Origin of the sequence: Cohnella silvisoli (genome assembly GCF_021190915.1) — a bacterium.
GTDB classification, from domain to species: domain Bacteria; phylum Bacillota; class Bacilli; order Paenibacillales; family Paenibacillaceae; genus Cohnella; species Cohnella silvisoli.
The window spans coordinates 308720-321988 of the sequence record NZ_JAIOAP010000001.1 but is presented as its reverse complement, the minus strand read 5'-3'; the positions used below and the strand labels follow the sequence as shown (position 1 = coordinate 321988).

The window sequence follows — 13269 nt, the reverse complement described above, 5'->3', positions numbered from 1 at the left end:
CTAATAATTTGGACAAGGGTTTAGTTCGGTACCAGAACTGAATGCTGCGTAACCGTATGCAAATCTCGCCATATTCGGTTAATCAAGTTATCTTCCATTAGCACAGCCATACCAAGCAGCGGGAAAATGGCATGAGCGCACGCCAAGGAAACTTTTGCAACATCTTGACTGCATTGTCCGACCTCTAGCTCATCTTGTTCCGAAATTCGACCTCCGCTCGTAAAATCTGCCCACGATCGTTCAACAACCTCGTAAAACTTCAGAGACACAGCTTCAAAAGATATTTCCTGTTCCTCAATCGCCTTAAATAATGTCGCGATTCGCTGAGGACGACTTTGCGTCCAATCCGCTTGGCGGGCAATGGCGAAGGAACGGGCCTCCTCCAGAAAATGCCGGCAAACACCGAGACACACTGCGGCGAACGAGGTTTGCGCAAACGGCAGAAACGGATAACGGAATATCGGATCGTCATAATGGGGATTGCTCATAATATCGAATGTGCGCTCCGTCGGAACAAAGGTTTGCTCCACGGAGATGGAGTGGCTATCCGTCCCCTTGAGTCCGAAAGAATTCCAATCCCGGATAATGCTCACCTGCTCAGGCATGAACGCAAACGAGCGGATGATCGCTTCTTCTCCAGGCTCTCCTTCTATTCGGCAGTTCGCGGTAAACAGGCTGGCGTAAGTTGACCCGCTGCAATATTTCCATTGCCCGCTGACGATATATCCGCCGTCAACCGACCGAGCGATCCCGTTCGGATGACCGCTGCCCGCTACGACGGAATTATCGTTTCCAAACAAAAGCCGAGACTGCTCGGGCGGCAAAGCCGCGGAGAAAAAACCGCCTCCGGAGCCAATCGTAACAAGCCATCCGAAGCTTCCATCGATCTGCGAAGCCCGTTCAAAAACACGCAACGCTTCGGGAAAAGGAAGCATTAAACCGCCCAAATCCGACGGAACGAACAGTTTGAACAGCTTCGCCTCATACATATAGTCCAATATTCGCGTCGTTAACGTGCCTGCGGTTTCATTGTTATCGGCGTTCGCCCTAACCTCGTAAACGATCTTTTCTGGAATAATCGGCATTTTATTTCTCCCCTTCATAGACATTTGTTTAACATATGGACATTTGTTTATAAGTGTATTATGCTATCTCTGTACTAAAACGAAGTAATGTCTTAAACATCCAAAGGAGCGGGCGGAAAATGGATCGCGAGCAGCAAATTTTAGACCTCATACGCCACAATCCTTTTATTTCCCAGAACGAGATCGCCAGCAGCATCGGCATCTCGAGATCCGCCGTAGCCGGCTATATCGCCGCTTTAACTAAGAAAGGCGTCATTCGCGGACGGGCCTACGTGACGGCGGAAGAGAACTCGGTTCTCTGCATCGGCGGCGCCAATCTCGACAGCAAAGCGACCAGCAAGCAACGAATCCGTCCCGCCTCCTCCAACCCGGCTACCGTTACGGAATCCTGCGGAGGCGTCGCCCGCAACATCGCGGACAATCTGGCACATCTCGCTTGTACGGTTTCTCTGCTGACGGTCGTCGGCGACGATCAGGCCGGGCAATGGGTACTAAAGGAAAGTGCGCGCAACGGCGTTGATACCGGCTTGTCCTATGTGCTGCCAAACGAGAAAACCGGCAGTTACACCGCACTGCTAGATGAGTCCGGAGAAATGTTCGTGGCCTTTGCCGATATGGACATTTACGACAAATTCACCCCTCGCCTCATCCAGGAAAAGTGGCCGCACATCGCGGCTTCCAAGCTTGTCGTCGCGGATACGAACTTGCCGGCGGAAAGCTTGGACGAACTCGTGAAACGTTGCCGTGACAGCATGCTGCCGCTTTTCATCGATCCCGTATCATCGGAGAAAACGAAGAAGCTGCCGCGGAATTTATCCGGGGTAACCGCCATTTTCCCGAACTTGGAGGAAGCGATTGAACTAGCCGGAGTCGGTGCTGGTGCTGGTGCTGGTGCCGGTGCTAGTGCCGATACGTCGAACGTACCGGACTTCGCCAAGATAGCCCAGGCGATTCGCGAACGCGGCGTGTTGAATGTGTTCATCACCTTAGGCGAGTCGGGCGTTCTGTATTCAGGAGAAGAAGGCAGTTTCCTTCTCCCTCCGATTCCGGCCGACATTATCGAAGTGACAGGCGCAGGGGATGCGTTCGTCGCCGGAGTTGCCTATGGGTTTCTTCATAATCAACCTTACGTTGAAGCTTGCAAACTCGGTTTAGCCGCTTCTTATCTCACTTTGCAAACAGCCGAGTCCGTATCCGGGCTCCTAAACGAACAAACGATACGACAAACCGCCAAGGAGAGATTATCATGAATAACTATTTAACTTATACGGAAGAAGTCCAAGAAGCTCTCGCGAACAACAAGCCTGTCGTCGCGCTGGAAACGACGATCATTTCACACGGCATGCCTTACCCGCAAAATATCGAGATGGCTCGCAAAGTCGAGCAAATCATTCGCGAGAATGGCGCTGTTCCTGCCACGATCGGGATTCTGGACGGACGTATCAAGATCGGTTTAAACGAGCAAGAGCTGGAAGCATTCGCGACGACCAAACAGGTGGAAAAAGTAAGCCGCCGCGACTTCCCTTATATTTTGTCATCCGGCAAGATCGGAGCGACAACCGTAGCCGCTACGATGATCGGCGCGGCATTAGCCGGCATCGATGTATTCGCGACAGGCGGAATCGGCGGTGTGCACCGCGAAGGCGAGACGACAATGGACATCTCCGCCGACTTGACGGAGCTGGCTCAAACAAATGTAGCTGTAGTCTGCGCAGGGGCCAAATCGATACTCGACATCGGCCGGACTTTAGAATTTCTGGAGACGCACGGCGTACCGGTCGTTGGATATAAGACGGACGAGTTCCCGTCCTTCTATGCCAGAGAAAGCGGATATGGCGTAGACTTCCGATTAGATGAGCCTTCCCAGGTCGCCGATGTTCTCCGGACGAAATGGGAACTGGGTCTTAACGGCGGCGCCATCATCGCCAACCCCGTTCCGGTCGAAGCGGCGCTTCAGCAAGAAGACATCGAAGGCGTCATTCAACAGGCGCTCTCCGAAGCCAAGGAACAACACGTTACAGGGAAAAAAGTAACCCCGTTCCTGCTTGCCCGCATTAAAGAGTTAACGGAAGGTCGCAGCTTGGAGACGAATATCGCCCTTGTATACCATAACGCGAAAGTCGCCGCACAAATTGCCGTGGCTCTTAAAAACAAATAAGGCGAGTGACTATAGCAGGGGGCTTCGGCCATCCTCTTTGCTAATAGTTGCTTTTTCCGACTATAGCAAGGTACTTCCGCCTTCCTCCTTGCTAATAGTCGCTTTTTCCGACAGCATTGTCCGGCATTAAGGTGGGAGTGTTAGCCCGCAGATATGATTCTAGACTGAAAAGTAGACACAGGTCAAACTGATGAAATGAATCAGAATCGGAGGACTGTGTCGGAAGTCGCCCGCGAACTGAAGATCAAGGACAATAGCTCTACGGCTGGATGAATAAATATGGCGGAGAGCCGGAGATCGTTGCCTCACAAGCTTTTAAGTCCGACGATCATCAGCTCAGGGAATTGCAAAAGCAAATACGTGATCTGCAAGAGGAGAACGAAATCTAAAAAAAAGCGATGCACTTCTTCGCGACGTTCAACCGCGAACACCGCTCCGAGTACCGACTGGAGAAGATGTGCTGCGTGCTCCAGGTTTCTCGTAGCGGATACTACAAATGGAAGGATCGCCCCGAAAGAGATCGAGCCCGTCAACTCAGAGAATGGACCGATCAGGTCAAGGGAGTCTACGATCAGTCCAGTCAGCTCTACGGCAGTCCCAAGGTCGCCGAGAAGCTTCATCAGCAAGGGGTGAGCGTCTCCACGCGAGCCGTGATAAGGATTATGAACAAGCAGCAGTGGCGGTCTAGGACCATCAAGAAATACAACGCCACAACGAACTCCAAACATCATTTTCCGGTACAAGTAAACGTGCTCAATCAGGAATTTACGGCCAGTAAGCCCAACGAAAAATGGATAACGGACATTACCTACGGTACGCCCATCTAACAAAGTTCCTAATCGGAACTTTGTTACTTGAGCATGTTTGGAATGCATGTCCAGGGAAGCGGCTCGCATCACTCTCGCTTCAAGTGGAGCCCGAACGCCGGGCTTAGATGGCTTAGATAAGCGCAAGCTGGAAGAAATGCTTGATCTTGAACCGGAAATGTTACGCTATGAATTGCTGACCGGAAATTACTGTCCGCAACCTGCCCGTCGAGTATAATGCTGATGGCAATGGAGCCGATATGGGAAAGTGATTTCCATCCGGTATCTTATGGTTTCAGACCGGCGCGGAGTGTTCATCATGCAATTAGAACTGTCAAAATGCAACTGCAAGATGGAAACGAACAAACGAACGCAACTACCGGCCGTTGGGTCATTGAAGGTGACTTGGCGCATGAAGTATTTGTGCTAAAGAACCAAGCGAGGCAAAAGCTCCGCAGCAAAGAAGGTTATGCCATAGCCGTGAGGCGCATGATCAAGCCGGAGCCCGTGTTTGGTGATGTGAAGAACAACTGAGTCTTTAAAAGATTCCTGATTAGAGGCTTACCGAAAGTAAGCCTGGAGGTCAGCGAAGCGATATCCTTGCTTGTTCGTTCCACCTTTTCATGATTGATGATAGAATACACGTAAATACCCGTAACTAACATCGGAAACAACACAATGACCACGGTCAGGACAATGAAACGCTGTCTTAGAGAGTATTTAACTGAGAAAGACTCCTTCATGGTATCCTAGCTCCAATCATGCAAATGCAGATAGCGTTTGACCCGCTGTACCAATTGCAATCCGCAGTCGTTATAATGAATATTGTATAAGATACTGCCTCGCTGCGGATAGAGGGTGAAAGGAATGATGCCAATGTTTATTCGCGAATATGAGAAAATTACTTCCCTGCGTTCTAAGCAAATTATGGGCGGCGGCATTCACCCCTATTATGAGCTGCTCTACATCTCCGAGGGAGCATTTAAAATCCAATGGATTGACAGCGCATTCACAGCAAGCGGCCCCGCCCTGTTTATTGTTACACCTTCTTCGCCGCATCAGATTGAACAGCTTTCTCCGGTGCTGGACTGCTGGTTTGTCGAGTTCCGGCTTCAGCATGCAGAATTCGTCCCCTCGCTGGACGTCCTGCGAATTTGGAATACATCGCAAAGCCTTATGGATTGGAATGCAGACAGTTTATCCGACTTGCGAGACACCTTGCAGTCGTTGGACAAAGCGATTTGTGCCAACCTCCCCAGAACGTCAGGCGATATTTTTTACCGGATCATGGCCTGCGATATCCAGAAGCTGATGCTCCAAATCGACCATTACGCGACGACTACCCTAACGGCAACAAAAAAAGCAGTCCTCTCTCCTCCTTCGGAAAAATGGTCTGCTCATAGTCATATTTACGGGCTGATCCGGTTTATGGAAGATCATTATATACAGGAAATTACGTTGGACGAGCTCGCCAAGCGTTCGGGCTATACGCCTTCTTACATCATTCGCTTGTTCAAGGAAATGACGGATTCGACGCCATTCCAATATTTGAACGAGCTTCGCATGTTCGCCGCCACGTCCTATCTGCAATCGGGCGAGAAGAGCATTCAGAATATTGCCGAGTCGATCGGTTTCCCGAACATTCATTATTTCAGCCGTATGTTCAAAAAGAAGTTCGGCGTCAGCCCGACGGAATGGAAAAAAACGCACGTTTGACTTCATAGACAAAAGACGGCTGCACCAATGCGATCTCATACGTCCCTGCGCCGTTCGAAAGGATTTCCCCTTCGTTCGTCTCGGGAACGGAGGCGCTTCTGAATCGCAGGGTCCCGCTTCCTCCGGCACAGGTCGCGACCCGAATGCAACCCTTGTCGGCATAAACAGATATAACGCCATGAGGCGTCGGCACCGTTCCTTCCAGCCATTCGAGATCGCCAAGCTCCGGTTCGAGCAAGTAACGGGAGTACCCGGGGCCAACGGGTCGGACGCCGATCAAATATTTGCCGATTAAATAAAGCGGCGCAGCCCCCCAAGCGTGGCATAAGCTTTTGCGATATTTGTCGCCGTACATGTCATACTGCGCTTCGGCAGGCAGCTCGGGGTCAAATTGCTCCCAGAAGGTAGTCGCCCCCAAATCAAGCATGCCTCCCCAATATTCGCGGATTTCACGGAGTACGCGCTGCTTTTCTCCAAGCTCGCACATGGCTTCCAGTTCGTAGAAGCGCATATACGGAGTCGTGATTTTCTGCACCGCCTCGTTAAGCATGACGTTCCGTTTCACCGCCTCGATCCGGCTCTCGTTCAAATAACCGAACCGCAGCGCGAACATGCTCGGATATTTCAAAATTTGCCCGATCCTGGTGCCCTGAAACGTGCCGGAAATAAAAGCGCCTTCCTCCTCGTCCCAGAACCGCTCCATAATCCGTTCATGCATTTCCGTCGCAAGCTTCGTAAAATTGCTCTCGTTGTCGAGGTCGCCCAGTTCCTTAGCGAGCAACGCGATCGTTTCCAGGCTGCGGCAGAATAGAAGCTGCTCCGTGCTCACCTCGCCGCGCAGCTCCATCGGCGCCCAATCGATAAATACCCAATCTTCCGGGAAGCCTTCCATCATTCCTGCGTCGTTACGCCGTTTCAGGCAAAAATCGATCAGTGACAGCATTTGCGGATAGCAATGCCGGATAAAAACAAGGTCTCCGGTATACATATAGTAATCGTAAAACGCGATGAACCAGTAAAACGTATAGTCCATAATCGTATTGATGTGCATCTCGACCGGCTCTTTGCCCCGCAGCGCAATCAGCGTCCGTTTCGTGACGTTCTGATCGAAAAACACGTAATTGTTCATCAGGAAGCTTTGATAGGCGTCCCCGCTCCACACCCAGCGGTCGCGCTTTAACCCGTCGTACATAAATTCGCGGGTATTCATATGCAAGGTGCGCACCGCTACATCCCAGATTCGGTTCAGACGTTCGTCGGAGGAGCGGAATTCACCCGACTGCGTCACAGGCAAATATTCGTAATCGTGTACAATCTCAGACCAGACGAGCCCGGGATCCGCTTGCACGTTCACGTAACGAAAGGCGCGGGTTACGGTCGTCTTAACTGTCTGCGGAAGCTCATTGTCGATCATCAACTCGTCGAACGTTTCCGCCATCTCGCCGGCCATCGCCTCCGGCAAGGACTCTCCGTAATACAAGCGCAGCTTGCCCCGGCCGGTCAATTGCAGCAACTGGACAAACCCGAATGTTTCCTGTCCGAAATCGACGACGACGCCCTCTTCCGTTGCGATCGTGTCCACTGGCCGTCTCGTCTCGTAGGCGAACGGGAAGTCTGCCGGCGGACTGGCAATGTCGTCAAAGCCGACCGCTGCCGCAGGAACCCATTTGCCGTTATGGCATGTCGCTTCCCAGGAGGCATCCGTAACGAATGACGGGCTTTCCGCATAGATGGAAGGAACATTCTGATCGTTGAACACCTTAACCAGAAGCTCGTGCTGTCCCGCGGGAACTTTAACCGACGTCACCCGAGTCTTGTCGTACGGAAGGGGAATCATGCTGCCGTCCAGGTGCAGCACAAATTCGCCCTGCACCGACAGCGTCACCGTCTCCTCTTCCGCGATTTCAAAGCTTTTGCGGAACATCACGTTCGAATAAGCGCCGTCCAGACGCCAGAACGGCGGACAGATGTAGCCGCGAAATTGGCGTTTCACGGATGCCTTGGCATGCAGCCAGTGCTCGTAGTCATTCGGATAACATATCCATGTCGCTTGGCTGTTCGTCATGTCATTGTCCCGACGGCAAGCCGTTTAGAAGAATCGAAAACCACTTTGAAAACATAGCGTCCGGAGCCGACTTGAAATTGCAAACGATGCGGCTGCACTTCGACGCCGTCCATATAAACGTGCGAATCGATCCAGGCAGGCAAAATGACTTCCGCCGCCGTATTAACGGGCACTTCGACATGCAGTGTGAACGTGTCATCTTTCAGTTCCCAAGCGCTCTCTATCCAGCCATACAACGTTTGGTAGCGGCATTTCGCTTCCGTGAACCCACCGCCCGGACAAGGCCGAATTAGGAATTTCCGGAAGCCGTACGCCTCTTCCTTCAGATCGATGCCAGCCAAATAACGATAAATCCATTCGCCGACGGAACCGAGTGCGTAATGATTAAACGAGTTCATCTCCGGATCCTGAAACCCTCTGTCGGTCGCCCACCCGTCCCATCTTTCCCAGATCGTCGTCGCCCCGTTCACGACGGGAAACAGCCATGACGGAAACGATTCCTGAAGCAGCAGCCGGAAAGCCGCATCGATCTCGCCTTGCTCGGTCAACACCGACAAGATGTAACCGACTCCCATAAAACCTGTCGTCAAATGCCAGCCGTTGCTGCGGATATCCTCCAGCAAATATTGCGTCGCCGCAAGTTCCGCCTCGGTCGGCAGCAAACCGATTTTCAGAGCCAGCACGCAGGCGGTTTGGGTACGGCTAGCGAGGTGTCCGTCCGCTTCAACAAACTGCTGCTGAAAAGCCGCTTTCAGCTTGGCAAATAAACCCGCGTAGTAAGCCGCATCCTCCGCTTGCCCGACGATGCCGGCCATTTCCGCCATCAATTTGACGCTATACGCGAAAAAGGCTGCATTAATGAGCGGCTTCAGCGTATCGGCGCCGAAGCTCAGATGGTCGGCATAACTTTCCGATCGTCTGCGTAGCTCCTCGTCGCAATCCGCAAGCAAAAACGCAATATACTGCTTCATGGAAAAATAGGAGTCCTGAATAAACCGCAGGTCACCGTATACTTTGTACATCGTCCACGGGATAATGACGCCGGCGTCCGCGAAAAATACGTTTCCTTTCCCGAAGTAGTCGAGGACGGGCGCAATATCGGTGTAAGCGCCGCTCGTCTGCTGCGCTTCCCGGATGTCCGCAAGCCACTTCTGATAGAAGCTTGCGCAATTCATGTTATAGGTGGCCGTTCTGGCAAAAACGTGCGCGTCCCCCGTCCACCCGAGACGTTCGTCCCGCTGCGGACAGTCCAGCGGAACGCTGAAGAAGTTCCCGCGCTGGCTCCAGCGAATATTGTCGAGCAAGCGATTAACGAGCGGATGGGAAGTATGAAGCTCTCCCGCTTCCTCTAAGTCCGAGCCGACGACGATCCCCATCACTTTGTCTGCGGTAAGCTCCCCCGGATAGCCTTCTATTTCTGCGTATTGAAAGCCGTGATACGTGAAGCGCGGCTCGTATTGCTCTTCCTGGCCGCCCTTCATCACGTAGACGTCCGTCGATTTGGCCGTCCGCAAGTTCAGGCGATACAGCTCGCCTTCCCCCGCGAGCCTCTCCGCATAACGAATGACGATGGTCGTTCCGGCAGCGCCGGTCGCTTGGAGACGAAGCCACCCGACCATGTTCTGGCCCATATCGACAAGCCAGACCGAATCGCTCCGGCGGGTAACAGCTTTCGGCGCGAGCTCGCGATTCGCCCGAATCGGCGGGCCTTCCTGCGCTTTCATTGCGCCTCCCGGCAACCGGTCCAGCGCGACCGCGCTTTGCCAGACGGGGGACATCAACTCCCGGCGCGCATCGTAATTCTCGCCCATATAGAAATCCGCGCTGACGACAGCACTAGCCGCAGCCTGCCACGTTTCATCCGAAAACAGAACCGAGCTGGACCGATCTTCGTACTCGATGATCATTTGCGCCCGGCAGGCAACCGTCGTTCCGTAATGATACGGTCCCATAATGCTCAAGTTGCCCGCATACCAGCCGGAGCCGACGAGCACTTCGATCCGGTTGTCTCCGCCCGTTAAGTATGGAGCGATGTCATACACCCGATACGGAATCCGCTTCCGATAATCCGTCCACCCCGGCGCAAACAGCTCGTCGCCGACCGGGACGCCATTCAGCGCGCTTCGGTATACGCCCAGCGCCGAAATGTACAATCTCGCCCTCGCAACCTTTTTCTCCACGCGAAACGTCTTTCCGAAGACAGGGTTGGGACCGTAAGCGGTATTGACCGGATACAGAATGCGGTTATACGATTGCCAGTCTCCGTGCCCGAACTTTCCGATTGCCACAACAGGTCGCCAGTTCCCGTCATCCATGGAAAGAGAAATCCAGTCCTCACCCGGAAGATCGGTCGTTTTCCAGCCGTCTGCGGTCGTGAACGATTTCGTTCGTCCATCGGCATACGTCACGTATACGGCGACAATAAATCCTTGTTTCTCGCCGTCCGCCCGGCAGGCGATCACATTGCGTCCGGCTTGCAGCCACAAAGCGATATCGAGCGCGACCGATTGGGAATAGGGAAAAATCAGCCCTTCATCCTGCCCGTTGACGTGGATATGCACGGCGTCCGCAGCGTAGATTTGCAGCTTGGCATCGGCGAGCGGTTGATCGTCCAGTTCGAAAACGAAGCGGAAATAACGAACAAGTTGTTCCTTGCGCTCTGCCGGGCCGGCATAACTATCCCACACGACGGGAATATCCCGCAGCATATCCGGCTCCGGCTGCGGGTCCAGGAGGAAGGGCGCCGTAATCCATTCCGCCTGCCATGCGGACAGTTCCAGCAGCCCCGTTTCCCAAAACCCGTGCGCGCTCCATGCTCCTTCTCTCCCGTGCTGATCCCATGCCTTGACTTTCCAGTAGTAACGCGTCCCGGCAGCCAGCTTAGCGCCCTCGTAAATGACATGCTGCGATTGGTCGGACGCGACTTTACCGGTGTCCCACACATCCCCGACATCCTCGCGAAGAAGCTCCTCGCTCCGGGAAACGATAATATGATAGGCCGTCTGGCGGCTATTGCGCTCCGCCGCCTGCAATTGCCAGCCTAATCCCGGCTGCTCCCGGTCGTTACCGAGCGGATTTTCCATGTACTCTACTGTTAAACGTGTTGCGGTCAGCACATTCTCCACATCCTTTTATCTTTCTACTGCACAAGCAAACCCGTGATGAATTGGCCGTACCAACGCGACAAGAAGTCGTTCGGATGGTTGACGTTGTTGCCGGTCATGTCGCGAAACGGCTTCGTTTGCAGCAACGTCTGGTGAACGCCTGTCATATTCGCGGTCACAACGCCCGTTTTCTCAGCGGCAATCTGATCGAGCACGGTAATGTATTGAGATTGCAAGGAAGAGAAGTTCGCAGCCTCGGAATTGGCCAGCGTCGTGCCGACCAGAATAAACTCCGCTTGCGGCTTCGTCGCGCGCACCGTGTCGATTATTGAAGCGATGTTGCTTTTGAACGTGGCGGGCGACACTGCGCTGACCGCTGTTCCGTCGTTCATGCCGAAGGCGATAATGACGAGATCAGGATTTTCACTTGCCACATAGGTCGCCGCATTGTTTTTACCCCACAGCGACTGCTCGCCTCCGACCGAAGGGTTGACGAATGAAACGTTCGAGCCATAAACTTTCTCGAGCGAACGTGCAACTTGCTTACCCCAGGACGCCATATAAGGCACTACTTTCATGAACGCGCTTGTATTGGCTCCGACCGAAATGCTGTCCCCGTACAGAACAAGCTTCAAGTTGCTATGATTGTTCAGCTTACTCATCGTATTAACGAGCGTGCTGCCGGCGAAGGTCGGCGTCGGGCCGGTCCACGCGTTAGCCGCATGCGTATAGGTGATGACAATCTGCTTATCGAACCAGAACGTGTCGCCCCCGTACCGGATATATCCGCCTCCTGTTCGCGGTTGCGTATACGCGCTCGAAGTTGAAGGGTACATATCGGCGTAAGTCACGTATGGGATGCGGGAATTGGCCGTGCGCGTCAACTTCCCGTTGGCATACGTCCAATCCACATTTTCCAAGTATTCAATGTCCAGCCTGCTGCTCTTAACGGAGATAATGCTTGTTGGTGCGAATAGCAGCGGCGCGCTGGCCGGGCTTCCGTCGGGAGAATACAGGAGCAGCGTCTCGTTGTTCATCGTCGTACCTTGCCAGAGCGGCTTGGCGGCCAGTTCCTCGGGATCATACGTATACTTGAAAACATCCAGATCGAAGCCGATGCTGCTCGAAGCCGCGTTTTTCTGATTTTTGCAGACGATTTTGATTTTATGGGTTCCGCTGGTCGTCCACGTCTTGGTGAAGAACACGTACTGCCATTGACGGCTCGAACCGTACGTATCCACCGTGGCCGCGAACACATCGTCGATATACACGTCTACGAAGCCGTGATCCGTATTTTTGGTGCCGACATATTGAATGGAATTGCCGTAAAAAGAAAGCTCGGCTGACGCGTTCGCCGTTGTCGTCCAGTGCATCGAGCCGTTCAGGGGGCCCGCCAGCGCGGTAGAGCTGCTAAAAGCGCCGCTTGTGTACACGATGCTTTTGTTGTAATCGTCATAGAGCGATTGGGCGTCGTAGTACACTTTCAACGCATCTACCATCATGTACGTCCCGCCCGTCTTGACTGCCTTGAAAGTATGCGTGCCCGGCGCTAGCCCGACTTTGCTGTACACGGTCTGCTGCGCAAGCAAAGAGCCGTTGTAGCAATTGACGGTCGTCTGGAAGACGCCGTCGATGTAAATATCAACGGTGCCAAGCCCCGCGTCCTTCTCGGAAATGTAGTCGATGCCGGTGCCCTCGAACGTAAACTGAAAATAGTCGTTGTTGTAAATCGTGGCGTGAACATCGTTGTCGTAATCCCCCACGCCCCGGTTTTTGTAGTGCTGCCAAGAGCCGGTATACGCAATTTCATAAGAGCCGACAGCGACCGAAGTGGCATTGTTTACATACACCGAGCCGATCGGATAAAATTTCATCGCGTCGACGATCATGTAAGTGCCGTTCTTCTTAACTGCCTTGAGCGTATGCGTGCCCGGTGCCAATCCGGTTTTGCTGAAAACCGTCTGTTGCGACAAGCGCGTGGCGTTATAACAGTTAACAGTGGCTTGAAGGACATTGTCGATATAAATATCAACGTCGCCCAGCCCGCTGTCCTTCTCCGTCACATATTCGACACCCGTTCCCGTAAAAGTGAACACGAAATAATCGTTGTTGTAGATCGTCGCATGCACATCGTCGGCGTAATCTCCGACCCCTCTCGCGCTATATAGCTGCCAGGAGCCGGTGTAGGCGATCGCGCTCGTAACGGTGTCGTTGATGACGGTCGGTGTTGCGTACTGAGTGGCCGCCAACGCTGTACCTCCTCCCTGGAAAACACCCAACATGACAAACGCCAGCACATAGAAAATCGATTGTCTGATCATTTTCATCATGGGCC

9 protein-coding genes and 2 pseudogenes are annotated in these 13269 nt (G+C 53.1%); 7 read left to right on the top strand and 4 right to left on the bottom strand.

What is annotated here, in order from left to right:
* Positions 1-20: 20 nt before the first annotated feature.
* Positions 21-1085, bottom strand: a complete 1065-nt coding sequence (locus K7P76_RS01325) for an acyl-CoA dehydrogenase family protein (RefSeq protein ID WP_232182271.1) — start codon at positions 1083-1085, stop codon at positions 21-23.
* A 119-nt stretch (positions 1086-1204) separates the two neighbouring features.
* Between K7P76_RS01325 and K7P76_RS01320 the strand changes: the two genes are divergently transcribed.
* From K7P76_RS01320 to K7P76_RS01290, 7 genes and pseudogenes are all read left to right on the top strand, one after another.
* Positions 1205-2335 carry a carbohydrate kinase gene (locus K7P76_RS01320; protein ID WP_232182270.1) on the top strand — a complete coding sequence of 377 codons (1131 nt, stop codon included), beginning with the start codon at positions 1205-1207 and terminating at the stop codon, positions 2333-2335.
* Positions 2332-3243 carry a pseudouridine-5'-phosphate glycosidase gene (locus K7P76_RS01315; RefSeq protein ID WP_232182269.1) on the top strand — a complete coding sequence of 304 codons (912 nt, stop codon included), beginning with the start codon at positions 2332-2334 and terminating at the stop codon, positions 3241-3243. The genes K7P76_RS01320 and K7P76_RS01315 overlap by 4 nt, the downstream gene beginning before the upstream one ends.
* 398 nt (positions 3244-3641) lie before the next feature.
* Positions 3642-3887: pseudogene (locus K7P76_RS33595) on the top strand (IS3 family transposase); the annotation flags it as partial.
* A 45-nt stretch (positions 3888-3932) separates the two neighbouring features.
* Positions 3933-4055, top strand: a pseudogene (locus tag K7P76_RS01305) (IS3 family transposase); the annotation flags it as partial.
* 61 nt (positions 4056-4116) lie between these two features.
* Positions 4117-4287, top strand: a complete 171-nt coding sequence (locus K7P76_RS01300; RefSeq protein ID WP_232182266.1) for a hypothetical protein — start codon at positions 4117-4119, stop codon at positions 4285-4287.
* A gap of 5 nt (positions 4288-4292) precedes the next feature.
* A complete protein-coding gene (locus tag K7P76_RS01295; protein ID WP_232182265.1) occupies positions 4293-4583 on the top strand; it encodes an RNA-dependent RNA polymerase family protein in 291 nt (96 codons plus the stop codon).
* 333 nt (positions 4584-4916) lie between these two features.
* Positions 4917-5765, top strand: a complete 849-nt coding sequence (locus tag K7P76_RS01290; RefSeq protein ID WP_232182264.1) for a helix-turn-helix domain-containing protein — start codon at positions 4917-4919, stop codon at positions 5763-5765.
* On the opposite strand, the gene K7P76_RS01285 is transcribed toward K7P76_RS01290, so the two are convergent.
* Genes K7P76_RS01285 through K7P76_RS01275 form a run of 3 tightly spaced genes read right to left on the bottom strand, consistent with a single transcriptional unit; the run spans position 5731 to position 13255 of the window.
* On the bottom strand, positions 5731-7830 hold the full coding sequence (locus K7P76_RS01285) for an alpha-L-rhamnosidase-related protein (protein ID WP_232182263.1): 2100 nt from the start codon (positions 7828-7830) through the stop codon (positions 5731-5733). The genes K7P76_RS01290 and K7P76_RS01285 overlap by 35 nt on opposite strands.
* Positions 7827-10946, bottom strand: coding sequence for a family 78 glycoside hydrolase catalytic domain (locus tag K7P76_RS01280; RefSeq protein WP_232182262.1), 3120 nt, complete (start codon positions 10944-10946; stop codon positions 7827-7829). Before K7P76_RS01280 ends, K7P76_RS01285 begins: the two co-directional genes overlap by 4 nt.
* Before the next feature lie 23 nt (positions 10947-10969).
* Complete coding sequence (locus K7P76_RS01275; protein ID WP_232182261.1) at positions 10970-13255, bottom strand: SGNH/GDSL hydrolase family protein; 2286 nt, start codon at positions 13253-13255, stop codon at positions 10970-10972.
* Between the last annotated feature and the right edge of the window lie 14 nt (positions 13256-13269).